General features: G+C 68.6%; 11 protein-coding genes and 1 pseudogene. 4 read left to right on the plus strand and 8 right to left on the minus strand.

The features are described 5' to 3' along the window. Positions 1 to 10 precede the first annotated feature (10 nt). The gene (locus GGQ96_RS06405; protein ID WP_184112744.1) at positions 11 to 1504 is read left to right on the plus strand and encodes a tryptophan halogenase family protein; all 1494 of its coding nucleotides are present in this window, start codon (positions 11 to 13) and stop codon (positions 1502 to 1504) included. Between the two features lie 7 nt (positions 1505 to 1511). Here GGQ96_RS06405 and GGQ96_RS06410 read toward each other — a convergent pair whose 3' ends face one another. Further along, complete coding sequence (locus GGQ96_RS06410; RefSeq protein ID WP_184112746.1) at positions 1512 to 2408, minus strand: aldo/keto reductase; 897 nt, start codon at positions 2406 to 2408, stop codon at positions 1512 to 1514. Positions 2409 to 2484: 76 nt separating this feature from the next. Continuing rightward, entirely contained in the window at positions 2485 to 6105 is a 3621-nt protein-coding gene (gene putA, locus GGQ96_RS06415) for a trifunctional transcriptional regulator/proline dehydrogenase/L-glutamate gamma-semialdehyde dehydrogenase (RefSeq protein WP_184112754.1), read from the minus strand. A gap of 99 nt (positions 6106 to 6204) precedes the next feature. On the opposite strand from putA, the gene GGQ96_RS06420 reads away from it, so the two are divergent. Beyond that, positions 6205 to 6690, plus strand: a complete 486-nt coding sequence (locus GGQ96_RS06420; RefSeq protein ID WP_184112756.1) for an Lrp/AsnC family transcriptional regulator — start codon at positions 6205 to 6207, stop codon at positions 6688 to 6690. A gap of 28 nt (positions 6691 to 6718) precedes the next feature. Here GGQ96_RS06420 and GGQ96_RS06425 read toward each other — a convergent pair whose 3' ends face one another. The 3 genes from GGQ96_RS06425 to GGQ96_RS06435 all read right to left on the minus strand — a co-directional run bounded on the left by GGQ96_RS06425 (position 6719) and on the right by GGQ96_RS06435 (position 12435). Beyond that, a complete protein-coding gene (locus tag GGQ96_RS06425; RefSeq protein WP_184112758.1) occupies positions 6719 to 9022 on the minus strand; it encodes a glycoside hydrolase family 3 C-terminal domain-containing protein in 2304 nt (767 codons plus the stop codon). A 153-nt stretch (positions 9023 to 9175) separates the two neighbouring features. Beyond that, on the minus strand, positions 9176 to 11503 hold the full coding sequence (locus GGQ96_RS06430; protein WP_184112760.1) for a glycoside hydrolase family 31 protein: 2328 nt from the start codon (positions 11501 to 11503) through the stop codon (positions 9176 to 9178). 104 nt (positions 11504 to 11607) lie between these two features. After that, entirely contained in the window at positions 11608 to 12435 is an 828-nt protein-coding gene (locus GGQ96_RS06435) for a formate/nitrite transporter family protein (protein ID WP_184112762.1), read from the minus strand. A 177-nt stretch (positions 12436 to 12612) separates the two neighbouring features. On the opposite strand from GGQ96_RS06435, the gene GGQ96_RS06440 reads away from it, so the two are divergent. Further along, the gene (locus tag GGQ96_RS06440; protein WP_184112771.1) at positions 12613 to 13326 is read left to right on the plus strand and encodes a bacteriorhodopsin; all 714 of its coding nucleotides are present in this window, start codon (positions 12613 to 12615) and stop codon (positions 13324 to 13326) included. Further along, positions 13323 to 14174 (plus strand): Brp/Blh family beta-carotene 15,15'-dioxygenase, encoded by an 852-nt coding sequence (locus GGQ96_RS06445; protein ID WP_184112773.1) that lies wholly within the window; start codon positions 13323 to 13325, stop codon positions 14172 to 14174. Before GGQ96_RS06440 ends, GGQ96_RS06445 begins: the two co-directional genes overlap by 4 nt. Here the strand turns inward: GGQ96_RS06445 and GGQ96_RS06450 are convergent. The 3 genes and pseudogenes from GGQ96_RS06450 to GGQ96_RS06460 all read right to left on the minus strand — a co-directional run. Next, positions 14146 to 15174 (minus strand): annotated as a pseudogene (locus GGQ96_RS06450) (glycoside hydrolase family 43 protein); the annotation flags it as partial. The gene GGQ96_RS06445 and the pseudogene GGQ96_RS06450 overlap by 29 nt on opposite strands. 17 nt (positions 15175 to 15191) lie before the next feature. Then, positions 15192 to 16214, minus strand: a complete 1023-nt coding sequence (locus GGQ96_RS06455) for an arabinan endo-1,5-alpha-L-arabinosidase (RefSeq protein ID WP_184112777.1) — start codon at positions 16212 to 16214, stop codon at positions 15192 to 15194. Then, a complete protein-coding gene (locus GGQ96_RS06460; RefSeq protein WP_184112779.1) occupies positions 16214 to 18895 on the minus strand; it encodes a TonB-dependent receptor in 2682 nt (893 codons plus the stop codon). Before GGQ96_RS06460 ends, GGQ96_RS06455 begins: the two co-directional genes overlap by 1 nt. Positions 18896 to 18937: the final 42 nt, after the last annotated feature.

Here is an 18937-nt window from a genome sequence, read left to right on the forward strand (position 1 = left end):
GATGGCCGGCATGAGCACCGCACGCATCCGGTCGATCGTCATCCTGGGTGGCGGCACCGCCGGCTGGATGACGGCGGCGGCGCTGTCGCGGGCGCTGGCTGGCCAGACGGTGGCGATCACGCTGGTCGAATCCGACACGATTGGCACGGTCGGCGTCGGCGAGGCGACCATCCCCACCATCCACTGGTTCAACCAGATCACCGGCCTGGACGAACGCCAGTTCATGGCCGAGACCAGCGCGACGTTGAAGTTGGGAATCGAATTCGTCGGCTGGAACGGCCCCGACAGCCGTTATTTCCACCCTTTCGGCACGTTCGGCCCGCCGGGGGACGGCGCGATGTTCCTCCACCGCCTGTTACGCGGCCGGGCCGATGGGGATCGCACACCGACCGAAGCCTATTCGCTGACCGCCCAGTCGGCGCGGGCGAACCGCTTCGCCAGGCCGGTTTCCGATCGTCGCTCGCTGCTCTCGACGCTCGGCTATGCCTATCATTTCGATGCAGGCCTCTATGCCCGGTATCTGCGTGGCGCGGCTGAACGGGCCGGCGTGGTGCGCGTCGAGGGCACGGCGGCGGAGGTCCTGCAAATCAGCGACACGGGCGATGTCCAGGCGTTGGTGCTGGAGGATGGCCGCCGCGTCGCGGGCGATTTCTTCATCGACTGTTCGGGCCTGCGCGGCCGGCTGATCGGGCAGGCGCTGGGGGTCGCCTATGACGACTGGTCCCACTGGCTGCCCTGCGACCGGGCCTGGGCAGCGCCCGGACAGGCCGAGGACATTGTCACGCCCTATACCCGCGCCACCGCCGCCGAGGCAGGATGGCGCTGGCGTATCCCGCTTCGGCGCCGGGTCGGCAACGGCTATGTCTTCAGCAGTCGCTTCCAGACCGAGGAGGCGGCACGCCAGTCGCTGCTCGCGGGGATGGAGGGACCGCCATCGGCCGAGCCGCGTTTGATCCGCTTCCTGCCGGGGATGCGCAACGCATGCTGGGAGCGGAACGTGATCGCCATCGGCCTGTCGAGCGGCTTCCTAGAACCGCTGGAGTCGACCAGCATCCATCTGATCCAGAGCGGCATCGCGAAGTTGCTGTCGCTCTTCCCCGCCGGGGACGGATCACCGCTGCCCGCGCGGCAGTTCAATCGCGTGTTCGGACAGGAGATGCGCGACATCCGCGACTTCCTGATCCTCCACTATCACGCGACCCAGGGCCGGACCGAGCCGTTCTGGCGTGAGCGACAGGCGATGACGATCCCGGACACGCTGGCGGAGCGGCTGGCGCATTTCCGGGCGTCGGGCCGGATCGTGCTGTCGACGGATGAATTGTTCCGCGACGCCAGTTGGTTCGCGGTGCTGGACGGGCAGGGCGAGCGACCCAGCGACCATCATCCGCTGGTCGAGGCGATCGGGCGGGACGACAATCTCCGCCAGCTCGCCGCGCTGCGCCAGGCGATCGCGGCGGCGGCGGCGGCAATGCCGGTCCTGAGCGACCGCAAGCCCGGATGGTGACCCTGCTCTATGGCAGTCGCCGACCCATGCCCGCCTGGAGCACCGCATACCAGTCCGCCCGCGTCCATTCGACCTGGTAAGCCCCGGCCGCGGCGCGGATGCGGGCGGGGGTCTGCGACCCGACGATCGGGACGATCCCCGCCGGATGGGCCATCACCCATGCCAGCGCCGCCGTCGCCGCATCGACGCCGAAGCGTGCGCCCTGCTCGGCGAGCAGGCGGCCGGCGGGATTGTCGTCCGTCAGCAGCCGTCCGCCGGCCAGGGGCGACCAGGCGAGCACCGCCACGCCGCGAACCATCGCCTGGTCGAGCGTGCCGTCGAACAGCGGCGCGGTGTGGAGCGGCGAGAATTCCGGCTGGGTGCTGAGGATCGGCTGGTCGAGAAACGCCTGCAGCACGTCCAGCTCCGCCGGGCTGTGATTGGAGACGCCGATCCCGCGCACCTTGCCGGCGGCAACCATCGCCGACAGCGCCCCGGCCACTTCCTGGGGGTGGGCGAGCAGGTCGCGGCGATGGATCTGGTACAGGTCGACCCGGTCCACGCCCATGCGGGCGAGCGATGCCTCCAGCGCCTCGGTCAGATAGGCGGCGGTGGAGTTGTAGGGGATGCCGGGCCGGATGCCGCCCTTGGTCGCGATGATCAGGCGATCGCGCAGGGCGGGGGAGTCGGCGAGGACGCGGCCGAACAGCGCTTCGGCCGAACCAAAGCCGCCCGGGCTGCCCGCGCCATAGATGTCGGCGGTGTCGAACAGGGTGATGCCGGATTCTAGGGCCGCCTCCACCCGGTCGCGGCCCGCCCGGCGGTCGTCGCCCGTGAAGCGCCACATGCCCCAGGCGATCGGGGATACCAGGATATCGCTGCGGCCCAGCGGGCGCGGCGCGGCGGACAGGCGGATCGTCGTCATAAGCCGCCGGCATCGCACAGGAAGCGCAGCCGTGGAAGCAGGGGCGCGGGCCGCTCGCACGACCCGCGCCGGGGGATCAGCTCACCGCCATCAGGCTCGCGTTGCCGCCCGCCGCCGTGGTGTTGACCGAGGTGGAGACTTCCTCGACCAGCCAGTCGAGCCGATAGCCGGCCGAGGCCGCCTGCGGCAGCACGATCGGTCCCGGCAGGTCGGCGAGCGCGCCGAGCGCCGTCGACGCGGCCGCCGCATCCCCCTCGATCAGCGCGCCGGCATACGGACCTGCCCGACGCCAGTCGTCGGTGCATTCGATCCGTGCGGCGATCGCGGGCGGCAGGATCGCCAGCGCCTGTCGCAACGCGCCTGCGTCGCCGATCACCAGTTGGTTGCCGGCGGCAAGGGCCACACCGATCTGCTCGATCAGCCCATCGCGCGTGGTCGGTAGCGCCAGGATGCGGCCGCGCGGGTGCAGCGCATAGAGGTTGCGCTCGCCGACCGGCCCGGCCAGCTCCACCGCGCCGCCCAGCATCGACGCCTCGATCGCGGCGCGCACCCGGGTGGCGAGCGCGCGTTCGCCGCGCGCCTCCAGCAGGATCGCCAATTCGCGCGCGGCGGGATCGGCTTGGTCGGAGACGACCGGCGGGGGCAGGTCGCCGCCCGACACCAGCCGGCCCAGATAGAGCGGCCCGCCCGCCTTGGGCCCGGTGCCCGACAGGCCCCGACCGCCGAACGGCTGCACCCCGACCACCGCGCCGATGACATTGCGGTTGATGTAGAGATTGCCCGCCTTCACCCGCGCGGTGACATGGGCGATCGTCTCGTCCAGCCGGGTGTGCAGACCGAAAGTCAGGCCATAGCCGGTATCATTGATCCGGTCGATCAGGCGGTCGAGATCGGCGCGGCGGAAACGGACGACGTGCAGCACCGGGCCGAACACCTCGCGGTCCAGCCGGGCGATGTCGTCGATCTCGATGATCGTCGGCGCCACGAAGGTGCCGTGCGCGGTCGCATCGGTCATCGCCACCTGCTCGACGCGGTGCCCGGCCGCCGTCATTCGCTCGATATGGGCCTCGATATTCGCCTGCGCCTCGGCGGTGATGACCGGGCCGATATCGACCGCCAGCCGGTCGGTGCGGCCGATCGACAATTCGTGCAGCGCGCCCCGGATCATCGCCAGCGTACGATCCGCCACCTCCTCCTGAAGGCAGAGGATGCGCAGCGCCGAGCAACGCTGACCGGCGCTATCGAAGGCGGAGGCGATCACATCGGCCACCACCTGCTCGGCGAGCGCGGAGGAGTCGACGATCATGGCGTTCTGCCCGCCCGTCTCGGCGATGAAGGGGATCGGCGCGCCGCCAGGGAGCAGCCGCTTGGCCAGTTCCTTCTGGATCAGCCGCGCGACCTCGGTCGAACCGGTGAACATCACCGCTTGCGTCTCGGGCGCGCCGACCAGCGCCGCGCCGATCGCGCCGTCGCCGGGGACGAGGTGAAGCACATCGGCGGGAACGCCGGCGGCGTGGAGGATTGCGACCCCCTGCGCGGCGATCAGCGGCGTCTCCTCGGCCGGCTTGGCGAGCACGGCATTGCCCGCGACCAGCGCCGCCGCGACCTGGCCGATGAAGATCGCCACCGGGAAGTTCCAAGGGCTGATGCAGGTGACGACGCCCAGCGGCCGATGGCCTGCGCCCAGCGTCGCGCGAGCCTGGTCGGCATAATAGCGCAGGAAGTCGATCGCCTCGCGCACCTCGGCGATGGCGTTGGGCAGCGACTTGCCCGCCTCGCGGACGATCAGCGCCAACAGGCCCGGCATCCGCGCCTGCATCAGATCGGCGGCGCGGTCGAGAACCGCCGCGCGATCGGCGGGGGCCAGGGCGGCCCAGTTCGCCGCGGCGGCAGCGGCGTTGCGCGCCGCGCCCAGTGCGTCCGCGACGGACATCTCGTGGACCGTGCCCACGACATCGCGATGATCCGCCGGGTTGCGCACCGGCCGCGCCACGCCCTGGCTTCCCGCCTGCCACGACCCCGTCGCCTTCATCGCCGCGCCAAGCGAGGCCAGCGCGCCCTCGTCGCTCAGGTCGATACCAGCGGAGTTGACGCGGGTGCCATACAGGTCACGGGGCAAGGCGATGTTGGGATTCTTCTGCCCCGGCACCGCCATGGCGCGCACCGTCTCGACCGGGTCGGCGACCAGATCGGCGATCGAGACTTCAGGATCGGCGATGCGGTTGACGAAGGAGGAGTTGGCGCCATTTTCCAGCAGGCGGCGCACCAGATAGGCGAGCAATGTCTCGTGCGTGCCGACCGGCGCATAGATGCGGCACGGCCGGTCAAGCTTGTCCGCGCCGACCACCTCGTCGTACAGCGGCTCGCCCATGCCGTGCAGGCACTGGAACTCGTATTCGCCGATCGAGAAGTCGGAGCCGGCAAGTCGATAGATGGTCGCCAGCGTCTGCGCGTTGTGCGTGGCGAATTGCGGGAAGACCGCGTCGCGCGACCCCAGCAGCTTGCGGGCGCAGGCGATATAGGCGACGTCGGTGTGGATCTTGCGGGTATAGACCGGGAAGTCGGCGAGTCCGTCGACCTGCGCGCGCTTGATCTCCGCATCCCAATAGGCGCCCTTGACTAGCCGGACCATGATCCGCCGGTTGGAGCGGCGCGCCAGGTCGATGATCCAGTCGATCACGAAGGGGCAGCGCTTGCCATAGGCCTGGACGACGAAGCCGAGGCCGTTCCAGCCCGCCAGATCGGGATCGGTCGCCAGGCTTTCGAGCAGGTCGAGCGACAGTTCCAGCCGGTCGGCCTCCTCGGCATCGATGTTGAGGCCGATGTCATAGCGCTTGGCGAGCAGCGCCAGCGCCTTCACGCGCGGCAGCAGTTCGGCCATGACGCGCGCCGCCTGGGCGCGGACATAGCGCGGGTGGAGCGCCGACAGCTTGATGGAGATGCCAGGACCCGCATAGATGCCGCGCCCCGCCGACGCCTCGCCGATCGCGCGGACGGCGGTGTCGTAGTCCCGGTAATAGCGGTCGGCGTCGGCAGCGGTGGTCGCCGCCTCGCCAAGCATGTCGTAGCTGTAGCGGAAGCCGCGCGCCTCCAGCGGACGCGCGCGCTTCAGCGCCTCGCCGATCGTCTCGCCGGTGACGAACTGCTCGCCCATCATCCGCATCGCCATGTCCGAGCCGCGCCGGATCACCGGTTCGCCCGCGCGCGCGATCAGCCGGGTCAGCGCCGCGCCCAGCCCGCTATCGTTGACGCTGCCGGTCAGCTTGCCGGTCACGACCAGTCCCCAGGTCGCGGCGTTGACGAACAACGAGCGGCCATCGCCGACATGCGCGCGCCAGTCGCCGCCGGCGATCTTGTCGCGGATCAGCGCGTCACGAGTCGCGGTGTCGGGGATGCGGAGCAGCGCCTCGGCCAGGCACATCAGCGCCACGCCCTCCTGGCTGGACAGCGCATATTCCTGGACCAGCCCCTCGACCCCGGTGCCCTTGTGCTTGGCGCGCAACGCGGTGACCAAAGCGGTGGCGGTCGCCGCGGCGTCGCGGCGGATCGCATCGGGCAGCGTCGCGGCGTCGAGCAGGGGTGCGAGGCATTCGACCTCGCTGCGACGATAGGCGGCGGTGATCGCGCGTCGGCGCTCGTCCGGCTGGCGGATCGGGGGTGCGAAGTCGGTGAAGGCGGGGGCGGCGAACTGGGACATGGTCGGGCGATCCTCTCGCGCCCGCTATAATGATCATCGCGCTGGCGATCCGCCCATAGATGGGGCAAAATCGGGCCGAACGCACTTATCGGAGCGGGGATGACCGATCGAACGGATGCCAAAATCGCCCCCGCCGGTCCGATCGACATGTTCGATCGGCGGATTATCGAGGCGCTGCGGGCGGATGGCCGCCTGTCGGTCACCGAATTGGCGAAGCGGGTCGGCCTATCCAAGACGCCGTGCCAGGTGCGACTGCGCCGGCTGGTCGACCAAGGCTATATCCTGGGCTTTCGCGCGATCATCGATCCGGCGCGGCTGGGCCTCGACCATATCGCCTTCACCGAGGTGAAGCTGTCCGACACGCGCGAGGCGGCGCTGGAGGAGTTCCGCCGCGCGGTGCTGCGCATTCCCGAGGTCGAGGAATGTCATATGATCGCCAGCAGCTTCGACTATCTGCTGAAGGTGCGGACCGCCGACATCCGCCGCTATCGCGAGGTGCTGGGCGAGCGGATCTCGGCGTTGCCGCATGTCGCGAATACCTCCACCTTCGTGGCGATGGAGACGATCCGCGACGGCGGGATGTAGGGCGACGGCATCGGCCGCCGCCCTACATTCACTCTCCCGGATGGCGGAAGGTGGACTCGCCCAATTGCACCGTCACCGACTGGCCTGGGTCGCCCGCCGAATCCGCCAGTGTCACGGTGTAGCGGCCGGCCGCGACGTGCCAGCTGCGCGTGGCGGGGTCGAAGGTGGCGAGCAGCCGCGGGTCGATCGTCACCGCGGCGGTGTCGCGGGCGCCGGGAGCCAGGTCGAACTTGCGGAACGCGCCCAGCCGGCGCGGCGCTTCCCAACCCCGTCCGGCGACATAGACCTGCGCCACCGTCTTGCCCGCGACCGTGCCGCTGTTGGTGACGGTGAAGCGTGCCGCGATGCCGCGACCGCTGGGCTCGGCGGTGAGACCGCTGAGCGCAAAGCGCGAGTAGGACAGGCCATAGCCGAACGGGAAGAGCGGCTTGGCCCCGGTCTTCTCAAACCATTTATAGCCAACCGCCGCGCCGTCCTTGTCATAGTCGCTGACCGGATGCGAATCGCTGTCCAGCTTGGGATCGCCCTCCAGCACCGGCCGGGGCAGTTGCGCGACCGACGCGGGGAAGGTGACCGGCAGGCGCCCCGACGGATTGACCTCGCCGGTCAGCACGCGCGCGATCGCCTCGCCCCCCGACGTGCCGGGATACCAGGCCTCCAGCACCGCGCCGACCCTGGACAGCCACGGCATCACCACCGGCCCGCCCGTCTCCAGCACGACGACGGTGTTGCGGTTCGCCTTCGCCACCGCGTCGATCAACCTGTCCTGACCAGCCGGCAGGTTGAGGTCGGGCGCGTCGAGCGACTCGCCGGTCCATTGCTCGCCGAACACGATCACCATGTCCGCCTTGCGTGCGGCGGCCGCAGTGGCGGCGACGTCCTTGCCGTCGAGATAGGTGACCGTGGCACCGGTACGCGCCTGCAACGCCTTCATCGGCGAGGAGGGGTGGTAGAGCTTGGGACCGGGAAAGCCGCTGGCATGTTCGTCGGGCACGATCAGGCCGTTGGTCGGGCCACCATGCGGATAGACCTGGCTGGAGCCGCCGCCCGACAACACGCCGACATCGGCATGGCTGCCGACGATCAGGATCGAACGGACCGACTTGGCGATCGGCAGCAGGCCCGGCCGGTTCTTGAGCAGGACGATGCCTTCCTCCGCATCGGCGCGGGTGACGGCGGCGTGGCCGGCATAGTCGATCGTCGCGGATCGGTCGCCCTGCACCGGATGATCGAACAGGCCGTTGGCGAACATCGCGTACAGCACGCGGCGGGCCATGTCGTCGGCGCGGGCCTGGCTGACATGGCCATTGTTCACCGCCTCGCGCAGCGCGTCAGCGAAATAGGGTGAGCGGTCGAACGCCCAGCCGGACTGCTGGTCCAATCCGGCATTCGCCGCCTCGCTGGTCGAATGGGTCGCGCCCCAATCGCTCATCACATAGCCCTTGAAGCCCCAGTCCTGCTTCAGCACCTTGTTGAGCAGCCAGTCATTCTCGCAGGCATAGGCGCCGTTGACGCGGTTGTAGGAACACATCACCGATCCCGGCTGGCCGACCTCATTGGCGATTTCGAAGGCCAGCAGGTCCGATTGCCGCCCCGCCTGCTCGCCGATGCGGTGGTCCATGACCATCCGGTTCGTCTCTTGGTCGTTGAAGGCATAATGCTTCATCGTCGAGACGACATGCTGCGATTGGATGCCGCGGATCTCATGGCCGGTGATGATGCCGGCGAGCAGCGGGTCCTCGCCGCTATATTCGAAGTTGCGGCCGTTGCGCGGTTCGCGGATCAGGTTCATGCCGCCGGCCAATTGCACGTTGAAGCCCGACAGGAACGCCTCGTTGCCGATCATCGCGCCGCCCGCCTGCGCCAGCTCCGGGTTCCAGGTGGCGGCAGTCGCCAGACCCGAGGGCAGCGAAGTGCGCAGGCGCGGCGTCGGCCCGCGTTGGCTGGCGACCCCGACGCCGGCATCGGTCTGCCACTGGGCGGGGATCCCCAGGCGCGGGATGCCGGGCACGATGCCGGCGGAGCCGGGCAGGCCGTCCTTGGGGAACACCCAGTTCTTGGTCGCGGTGCGCAGCCAGTCGGCCTGGGTCGAGAAATAGCCGAACGTCAGTTGCAGCTTCTCCGCCAGCGTCATCTGCTTGAGCAGCAGGTCGGCGCGCTGTCCTGGCGACAGGGCGGCGTTCATCCAGGGCCGCTCCCTCGGGCCCTCGGTCGGGGCGGCGGCGGCCTGGGGCGCATTGTTGGTCGTCTGCGCGACGGCGATGCCGGCCGGCACGAGGGTGAGGATCGTGGCGGCGGACAGCAGCAGGCGCGAGAAGGTCGGACGGATCATCAAGGTCTCACAGTCGGATAGGGGCGGGCCGCAGGGCAGGGAGATGGTCAACCATCCTAGGCGATGCGTCGCGCGGGCATCAATCGGGAAAACCGGCGCTTGGCGAGCCGCCGCCGGACGTCGAACGGCGCCGGGCGGCGGCTCGCCTGGACCTTATTTCGCGCCCATCACCTGCACCAGCGACGCGGCATTCTGGCCGGTCGGCAGCTTGCCGTCGGCGGAGAGTCGACCGGCGCGGTCGTCCCAGCGCAGCGTCGCGCTGCTGCCGTTCTTGCCGCCCTTGTAGGCATTGCTCACGCCGTCATCGTCGTAGAGGGTGAAGTGCGCGTCGGCGCCCGGATAGACGCGGATGCTCTCCAGCGGCTGGCGCGTCGCGGTGCTGGATACGGCCGCACCCATCGGCACGATCGACCCGGCCCGCACGAACAGCGGGATGCGGTCGATCGGGGCGGCGACGGTCACGGTCTGGCCGCCACGATGCTTTTCGTTGGTCCAATAATCATACCAGTCCGCGCCGGCCGGCAGATAGACCGCGCGGCTGGTCTGGCCCTGTTCGGTGACCGGCGCGACCAGGAAGGCGGGGCCGAACATATATTCGTCGCCCATCGTCGCGACATTGGGGTCGTTGGGGAAGTCCATGAACAGCGCGCGCATGAACGGTGCGCCGCTGTCATAGGTATGCCGCCCCAGCGCATAGAGATAGGGCATCAGCGCATAGCGCAGCTTCAGGAAGCCGGCGAGCACCGGCTCGGCGGCCGTGCCATATTCCCACAAGGCCGTCCCCGGACGCTGGCCATGGATGCGCAGCGTCGGCGTGAACACGCTATAGGCGAACCAGCGGGTGAACAGCTCCGGATAGTCCGTATAATCCGGGGCCATGGCGGTCGCGCCGGCCGGATCGAGCAGCACCGGCTTCTCCGCCTTGGGGCCGCTCGGCCATTGCCAGCCGCCGATGTCGCTGCCCCAATAGGCCATGCCGGTCGCGGTGAAGCCCAGGCCGGCCGGCACCTGGCGGCGATAGGCCTCCCAGTTCGACTTGATGTCCGACGACCAGAACAGCGCGCCGTTGCGCTGCACGCCCAGATAGGCGGCGCGGGACAGGATCAGGTTGCGCAAGCCCGGCCGGTCGCGCGCCGATCCCTCCGCCACGCCATTGGTGTGCACCAGCGGGAAGAGGTTGTGATAGCGATCGCCCGAGCCGATCGCGTAGAAATTGCCGTCCGGCACTAGGTCGGGTTCGGTCTCGTCCAGCCAGAACCAATCGAAGCCCTGGCTTGCGATATTGTCGCGGATCCGCTCCCAGAACCAGGCGCGCGCCTCGGGATTGGTGCTGTCGATCAGCGCGCCGGCGCGGTCGCTGCGCACGGGCAGGCCATCGACCGTCTTGCCGTCCTTGTCCTTCAGCAGCCAGCCCTTGCTGTCGAGCAGGTTGAAATAGCGCGACTCCTTTTCGAACCGGGGCCAGACGCTGATGATCGAGCGCATCCCCATGGCCTTGAGCTGGTCGTTCATCCCCTTGGGGTCGGGGAAATAGGTCCGGTCGATGTCGAGCTGGCCCATCCGCGTCCAGTAGAACCAGTCGAGCACCATCACGTCGAGCGGCAGGTTGCGGCTGCGATAGCCCTGCGCGATGTCGAGCAGTTCCTTCTGGCTCTCGTAGCGCGCCTTGCTCTGGATCAGGCCGAATGCCGCCTTGGGCGGCAGCGGCGTGCGGCCGGTCAGGCGCGCATAGCCGGCATAGAGGTCGTCCGCCGTCGCGCCGGTGATGACGAAGAAGGAGACACGCTCGCCGACTTCGGACTGCCAATGCGTGGCGTTGCCCAGACCGGGCGACACGGTGGTCGCGGACGGATTGTCCCAGACGATGCCATAGCCCTTGTTGGTGACCATGAAGGGCACGCAAACCGTCTCGCCGGCCGGCGCATCGTAATTGTGGCGGCAATCGATGGTGCGGCCCTTCAGGTCGAGTTGCCCCTCCTGGTTCTGGCCCAGGCCGTAATAATGCTCGCCCGGCTGCACGGCGAAGCTGGCGCCGACGCGGAACGTCTTTTCGCCGTTCACGACATGCGGGGCCATTTCCCAGCCGGTCATCTCGGTGACGGTCGCCCCGCGCGCATCGGCGACGCGGATTGATACCGGGGGCAGGGCGGGCGCGAAATAGCGCTGCATCTGGGTCGGCGCCTTCGGCCATGCCTGCGCGTTCACGGTCAGCGTCATCGCGCCCGAGGCGAAGCTGTCGCCCGCCGCCTCGCTGCGATGGGTCCAGCCGGTGGCGTCGGGTTTCGCGTTCGGCCCTTCGCCCGGCGGCGCATCGACTTGCGTCCGATCGGTCGCGATCGTCACGCGGACGATGTTGGGCGCATAGGGCTCGATCGACACCAGGCTGCCGTGCCGGTCCAGCGTCGCCAGCGGTGCCGCCCAGGCCGGAGCCGCCATCACCAGCGCCAAAGCGGTCGCGGCTCCGGTCAGAATTGCTCGCATGTGCTTGTCATCCCCTCGATCTCTTCCACGGACCGATACCATAATGACGGCGGCAGGCGAGGGGGGAATAGTCGTATAAATAGGCCGGAGTCGATTGCGGGGGCTTATCGCGTCGGCACCTCCTCCTTGACCTGGGCATGGGCGAGCAGCGCGAACAGCCCGGTGCCGCCGATGATGTTGCCGAGCAGCGCCGGGCCGATAAAGCCAAACGCCACCCAGCCGACCGAGGCATCGCCATGCCAGAGCAGCAGGAACGCCTCGGTCGCGCCGGCGATAACATGCGCGAAGCCGCTGATCGAGATGGCATAGGTCACGGCGAAAACGATCCAGAAGCCGCTGCCTTCGGTCGCCGAGCGAATCCAGGCGATCGAGGCGATGAGGAGGCCGGCGGGGATCGCCTGCATCAGCGTCTCCAGCGGTGACCGCTCCAGCAGCGTGCGCGATACCGCGACCATCGCTTCCAGTGTCTCCATTGACTGGACATGGCCGTGGACGGCGAGGCCGGCGGCCGCCGCCGCGCCCAGCATGTTGCCAATCAGGACGATGCCCCACAGCCGGCCCAGCGCTCCCAGCCCCCGCCGGCTGGGTTTGCGCAAGACCGGCAGGACCGCGACCGCCGTGTGCTCGGTGAAGAGTTGCAACCGTCCGAGGATGACGATCAGGAATCCGAACGGATAGCCCAGGTGGACGACCGCATCGGCCCAGGGTGCGTCCGGCAGATAGTGGCGCAGCGCGCCGCTGACCCATAACGATGCCATGATCATCAATCCCGCCGCGAAGGCGGCCCAGAACAGCGAACTGGACGGGCGCTCCAATTCATCCTCGCCCTGTTCGATCACCGCGCCATAGACGACGCGCGCGGACGGCGCGCTTCGCTCGTCCGCCTCCTGACGTTCCTCATTCCGTTCCTGCGTGGTCCGTGTATCCGCCATGCCGTTCACTCCCGTGTCGGCGCGCAACGCATCAGCGCAGCATAAGGGGAGGTCCGCCGCGTAAATTCCTGAAAACATGCATCATGAACGATTATTCATGGAGATCATTGATCCTGATCCACGTTGGCGGATCGGAAGGATCGGCGTCGGGTCGTTCCCTTCGGAGGGACTAGGATCGTGGACCAGACGTTATTCCTGATCGGCTTCGCCATCATGGCCTTGGGATCGCTCGCCATCTACGCCAAGGGCAGCAAGGCGCCACCCGCGCGCCATCACACGTTGATGCATTCCAGCGTGCCGTTCATCGCCGCCACCGCCTATCTCGCCATGGCGTTCGGCATGGGGACGCTGGTGAGCCTGACCGGGTCGGTCACCTATCTGGCACGCTATGCCGACTGGTCGGTGACGACGCCGATCCTGCTCGCCGGGCTGGTGCTGCTCGCGTTTCACGAGCGCGGGCGGACGGGCGAGGTCGGCGGGTACCTGACTGCCATCATCGTGCTCGACGTGCTCATGATCGTCGCCGGGCTGGTCTCGTCGCTGGTCGAGGTGCCCGTGGTCAAATGGATCTGGTATCTGTGGTCCTGCGCGGCCTTCGCCGGCGTCCTCTACCTGCTCTGGGTGCCGCTCAAGGCGATCGCGAACGAGCGGGGCGGTGCGCTGGCCGCCGCCTATTCGAAGAACCTCGTCTTCCTGACCGTGATCTGGTTCCTCTATCCGATCGTCTTCCTGGTCGGGCCGGAGGGGCTGAAGATGATCTCCGACCCCGCCTCGGTCACGGCTATCCTGGTCATGGATGTGATCGCGAAGGTCGTCTATGCCTTCTATGCCGCCGCCAATCTGGACTCGGCCCTGGCCGGGGCGGAACCCGCCCGCAGCCCGCGCCGGTGACCCGCGCGGGCCCGGCCACCGGCTGGACCGGGCTGCTGCTGGCGGCGAGCGCGGCATCGGTCGCGCCCCTGCCGGTGCAACTCGGCTTCGCGGTCGTGGCGATCGGCGTCATCGGCATGGCCCATGGCGCAAGCGACCTGGCGATCGTCGCGCCGGGCCGGCGGCCGCTGTTCCTGGCCTGTTACCTGACCGCCGCCGGCGTGTGCCTGGTCTGGTGGCTATGCGATCCGGCCGCCGCCATGCCGATGTTCCTGCTCGCCTCGGCCCTGCATTTCGGACTGGAGGATGCGCCCGGCGGCGGTGTGGCCGAACGCGCGGTGCGGGGCATCGGGCTGGTCGCCGTGCCGGCGGTGCTGCATCCGGCCAGCCTTGCCATCCTGCTCGCCAGCGCCACCGGCAGCGCCGACCTGACGCCGACGATGGTCGAGACGATGCGTCCGCTCGGCGCGCTGGCCGGCGGCGCGATGCTGGCCATGGCCGCGTGGCGGCGCGATGGGCGGCTGATGGCGGGCACGTTCGCGCTGCTGCTGCCGCCGCCGCTGGTCGGCTTCTCGCTCGGCTTCCTGATCCTACACGCCCTGCCCCAGACACGGGTCCGGCAGGCGCGGATCGGGTGCCGCACGACGACCGACTATCTGCGCGCGGTCGCGCCGATCCTCGCCCTGGCGTTGGCGATGGCCGGGCTGTGTGCGCTGCTGCTGGTGCGCCGGCATGGCGGCGTCGAGATCCTGTTCGCCTGCATGGCGGCGCTCGCCGTGCCCCACCTGCTGGTGACGCCGTGGTTCGAGCCGGCGGCGTGGGCCGCCGTCCCGGTCAGGCGAGCGGTCCGTTGGCGACCGGCGGATTGAACAGCGGCACCCCGTCCGCCGTGTAGCGGATCGGCTGGACGCGGGTATGGCGGTTCGGGTCGAACAGTGGATCGCCCTTGATCGCTTCATAGTCGCGGGCGTGATAGACCAGCATGTCTCGTCCGCGCTCATCGACCGTGAAGCTGTTATGGCCGGGACCATAGATCTTGTGCGCGGGCGAACTCGTCATCACCGGCACCCGGCTTTTGCTCCAGGCGGCGGGGTCCATGATGTCGGCATCGTCGCGCGCGGTCAGCATCCCCATGCAATAGCGCGCATCGGTGGCGCTGGCCGAATAGGTCAGGAACAGCCGGCCGTTGCGCGCCAGCAGGGCAGGGGCCTCGTTGACCTTGTAGCCCCGAACTTCCCAGCCGAGGGTCGGCACGGACAGGCGCGCCGGCTTCGCCGCCAGCGTCAACGGGGTGGCCAGCGGGGCCAGATAGAGGTTGGAGTTGGTCTCGATGCCCGGCTCGCGTTGCGCCCAGGCGAGATAGCGGGTGCCGCGATGGACGAAGCTGGTCGAATCAAGGTTGAAGCTGTCCCAGGGCGTCTGCAACTCGCCCAGGACGGTCCAGCGCCCGGTCATCGGATCGGCGCCGTCGCACGTCACCGCATAGGTGCGGATGCGGAACACGTCCGCGCCGCCGCCGCTGGGCCCGGCGGCGAAATACATGATCCAGCGGCCATCGATGAGGTGCAGCTCCGGCGCCCAAAGAAAGCCCGACATCGGCCCGCTCGCCTGATGTCGCCACAGCACCGCTTCCCGCGCGGTCGTCAGCCCGGCGAGCGTGCGCGCGCGGCGCAGCACCAGCCGGTCATATTCGGGCACCGATCCGGTCATGTAATACCAGCCGTCGGTGTGGCGGAAGATTTGCGCATCGGCGCGTTGACGCACCAGCGGATTGACGATGCCGGCGGGTGCGCGGGTGCGGGCCAGCGCCGGTGCGGCGGCGGTCAGCGCCCCACCGGCCAGGACCAGGCGGCGTGTCGGATGGGTCATCAACGGTCTCTCCTGCGTCATCGTTCGGCGACGGGCCAGCCGTCCGCGCCCCAGCGCAAACGGGCGAGCCGCAACGTCGGCGCGCCTTTGGCCTCGCGGTCATAGGCGTGATAGACCAGATAGTCGGTCCCGTCCGCGTCGCGCATATGGCCGGCATGGCCGGGGCCGCGAAAGCGCTGCTTCTCCGGCAGGTCCGCCGCCAGCAACACCGTCCCGCCGCCCTGCATCATCGCGCTGCCATCCTTGCCCAGATAGGGGCCGGTAATCGCGCGGGACCGGCCGATGACCGTGTAATAGGTGCTGGCGTTGCCCTTGCAGCAATAGTCATAGGAGGCGACCAGCCAGTACCAGCCGCCATGATCGAATAGGAAAGGTGCTTCGACCGGCGCCGCCGCGCCCGCTGGAGCCGGCCGTCGCGCGATCGAAACCGGCGTTTCACCGGGCCGCAGGAGCTTGCCGGTGGCGCGATCGAGCGCGAACAGCTTCAGCCCGCTCCAGAAACTGCCCAACGCCAGCCACTGGCGGCCGTCGCGGTCGCGGATGAAAGCGGGATCGATCGCGTTGAAATCGTCGGACGGGTTCGACTGGACCACCGGGCCCTCGTCGCGCCAGCCATAATCGGGGCGGTCGGGATCGAGCGTCGGGCTGGTCAGCAGCCCGATCGCCGAGCGGTTCGAGCCGAAGGTCGAAACCGAATAATAGAGGCGATAGCGCCCGTCGACATAGGAGATGTCCGGCGCCCAGGCGTTGGTCGCGCCCGGGATCGCTCGACTGGCCCATTCCGGCAGCGCGGACAGGGGCGTGGGGGCCAGCCGCCAATGCACCCGGTCGGTCGAGACGCGGTGGGCGATGATCCGGCCGTCGCCTTCGCCCAGCCCGGTCGAGAACACATGATAGAGGCCGCCCTCGCGAATGATGACCGGATCGTGCGTGGGCGCGATATCGCCTTGAAGCGCGGGCATCGTCTGCGCCGTGGCGGCGGGGGCCGAGGCCCCGCCCGCCACGAGCAAGAGCGCCGCCAAGGCGCGCCGCCCGCGCATCAAAACTTCACCCGCGCGCCGATCTGGATCGTCCGGTCATAGGTGCGGGTGTCGCGCGGCGAGTCGTAGAACACGCCGGTGACCGAGTTCTTGCCCTTGAACCGGTCGTGGTAGACATCGTCCAGGATGTTGGTCGCGTCGAAGGTCAGGGTCAGCCACTCGGTCGGCGAATAGCTGCCCGAGAAGTCGAGCCGGCTGACCGGGTCGACCAGGATCGTGCTCGCCTGTACGCCGCCCGAATTGTAGCTGTCGACATAGCTCGACCGCCAGTTATAGGCGAGCCGCGCCGAGACGCCGTATTTCTCGTAGATGGCGACCGCGTTATAGGCCCAGTGCGAGACGTTGACGATGCGCTGCTTGCCGCCGTTGATCGGATCGTCGGTCTTGCCGTCCATGTACGTGCCGTTCAACTGCACGCCCAGGCCGCTAAGCGCGCCGGGCAGGAAGTCGAAGAATTGCTGGTACGCGACTTCGGCGCCAGCCAGATAGCCGTCCCCTGCATTGCGGGGTCGGTTGACCAGATAGGAGCCGCCGAAATTCTCCGGCTGCGAGTAGGTCTGGATATAGCCGGACAGGTCGCGATAGAAGCCGGCGGCGGTGATCGATGTACTGCGCGCCGGATACCATTCGATCGACGCGTCATAGGCGGTGGAGCGGATCGGCTGCAGGTCGGGATTACCGCCGCTGCCGGTGCCGATATATTGCTGCGTCCCCGTCGCGCCGCTCGGCACCAAGGTGATCAGCGGGTTGAGCTGCCCGAACTCCGGCCGCGTCACCGTCTTGCCGGCGGCGGCGCGGAGGAACAGCGTGTCCGTCAGGCCCAGCCGGGCGTTGATGCTGGGCAGGACGTTCAGATAGTTCTGCTTGCTCGACACGCCGTTGCCGTTGAGATCTTCGACGGTGTTGACCACGCGCGCGCCCGCCACGCCGTCCAGCACCATCCCGCCCAGGTCGAACCGATAACCGACCTGGCCGTAAAAGGCGTAGGTGTCCTCGCCGTTGAAGAAGGCGAGGTTGGGCTCATAGGCGCGCGGACCGGTCGGCTGTCCGAACAGCGCGCGGATCGTGTCCGTGTCGTTCAGCAGGATGCCGGTGTCGGCGGTGACGAACCGGTCGATGCCCAGCGCCCCCTTGACCAGCCCGCCGGGCGACAACGACGCGAAGCCCGGGATGGACGTCAGCGGCGCGCCCGCCGCGCTCGGGAAGCCGATCGGGATGGAGGCGGTCGCCTGCGAGCGGACGTTGCGATGCGTGTAGCGGGTGCCGATCTTCAGCGACTGGATCACCTCGCTGTCGGGCTTGATCGTCAGGTCGTTGCGCCATGCGATCTGCTCGCTGGTGTCCAGGCTGTTGTTATCGAACAGCGTCCGAATGGTGTAGATGCCGGGATCGGTCAGATCGACGCCGGTCAGCGCCACCTGAGGCGTGCCGCCGACATCGTAATTCACGTCCAGGCGCGGCACGTTGAACGAGGTGTCGAGGATCGCGTTGCGGTTCGGCACCTTGCTGTAGTTGTAGGTGACCTCGGTGTTGAGCACCGCCTGGCCCAGCGTCCACTTGCCGCCCACCACCGCCTGATAATTGTCGGTGCGGTTCAGATAGGCCTGCTTGCTGGTCAGCGTGTAGGCGTTGGTCGTCGTGCTGCTGGCGGCGAGCAGTGGAAATTCGGCATTGGCGACGACGTTCGACAGCGCCCCCGCCTTGGGCAGGCCGATGAAGAAATCGACCGCGATCTTGTTGTCGTAGCGGGTGAAGACGCCGTCCGCATAGAATTCGACATCGGCATTCGGCCGCCACTGGAACGAGGCGTTAAGCGCGGTGCGCCGCCGGTCGCCCGCGGTGTATAGGCCGCCCACCGTATCCGGCGTGGCGATCGGCGTACCCGAGGATACGAAGTCGAACGCGGTCTGATCCTGATAGAGCCGCTTGTTGTAGGAGGCCGCGACCAGCAGGCCCATCTCGCCGATGCCGGTGTCCCAGCGCTGGCTGATCAGGCCCGATCCAATGTATCCCCATTTTTTCGCCTGGTCGCTATAGACCGCGCGACCGCTGGCGGCCACCTGGCTGCCGGCGAAGTCGAACGGCCGGCGCAGGCGCACGTCGATCAGGCCGGCGACGCCGCCCTCGACCAGGTCGGGCGTGCTGGTCTTGTACACGTCAACGCCCGCGATCAGTTCGGCGGGAATGTCCTGGAGCGCAAAACCGCGGCCGACACCGGTGAACGCCTCGCGACCGTTGAGCACGGTCGCGACATTGGGGAGGCCGCGGATCAGCACCGTGCCGGCCTCGCCCGCGCCGCGCGTCACCTGCACGCCGGTCACCCGCTGAAGCGCGTCGGCGACCGTATTGTCCGGTAATTTGCCGATATCCTCGGCGACGATCGAGTCGACGATCTGACTGGCGTTGCGCTTAATCGACTGGGCGGACGCCAGGCTGGCGCGGACGCCGGTGACGATGATGTCGTCGGCATTGGCGTCGCTTTCGATCGGTGCCTGAGGGGCGGGCTGCGCCGCGTCGCTGGCCGGCGCCGCCTCCTGCGTGGCCGGCGTGGTGGCCTGGGTCGCGCTGGTCCGCGAGGCGGGGGTGCCGCTGGCATCCTGAGCCGCCGCCGCCTGTGCCGTGATCGCCAGGATCAGGATCGACGTCCCCCCGAACAGCCGGCCATATTGCGCCATACGCATCATTCCTCTCCCCTGATCTCTGTCCACGTCTTCTTATTTGTC

The sequence above is a fragment of the Sphingomonas abaci genome, assembly GCF_014199625.1.
Taxonomy (GTDB): domain Bacteria; phylum Pseudomonadota; class Alphaproteobacteria; order Sphingomonadales; family Sphingomonadaceae; genus Sphingomonas; species Sphingomonas abaci.

Coding starts and splice junctions, on each gene's coding strand:
- GGQ96_RS06405 (WP_184112744.1), top strand. CDS start 11: ATGAGCACCGCACGCATCCGGTCGATCGTCATCCTGGGTGGCGGCACC.
- GGQ96_RS06410 (WP_184112746.1), bottom strand. CDS start 2,408: ATGACGACGATCCGCCTGTCCGCCGCGCCGCGCCCGCTGGGCCGCAGC.
- putA (WP_184112754.1), bottom strand. CDS start 6,105: ATGTCCCAGTTCGCCGCCCCCGCCTTCACCGACTTCGCACCCCCGATC.
- GGQ96_RS06420 (WP_184112756.1), top strand. CDS start 6,205: ATGACCGATCGAACGGATGCCAAAATCGCCCCCGCCGGTCCGATCGAC.
- GGQ96_RS06425 (WP_184112758.1), bottom strand. CDS start 9,022: ATGATCCGTCCGACCTTCTCGCGCCTGCTGCTGTCCGCCGCCACGATC.
- GGQ96_RS06430 (WP_184112760.1), bottom strand. CDS start 11,503: ATGCGAGCAATTCTGACCGGAGCCGCGACCGCTTTGGCGCTGGTGATG.
- GGQ96_RS06435 (WP_184112762.1), bottom strand. CDS start 12,435: ATGGCGGATACACGGACCACGCAGGAACGGAATGAGGAACGTCAGGAG.
- GGQ96_RS06455 (WP_184112777.1), bottom strand. CDS start 16,214: ATGCGCGGGCGGCGCGCCTTGGCGGCGCTCTTGCTCGTGGCGGGCGGG.
- GGQ96_RS06460 (WP_184112779.1), bottom strand. CDS start 18,895: ATGCGTATGGCGCAATATGGCCGGCTGTTCGGGGGGACGTCGATCCTG.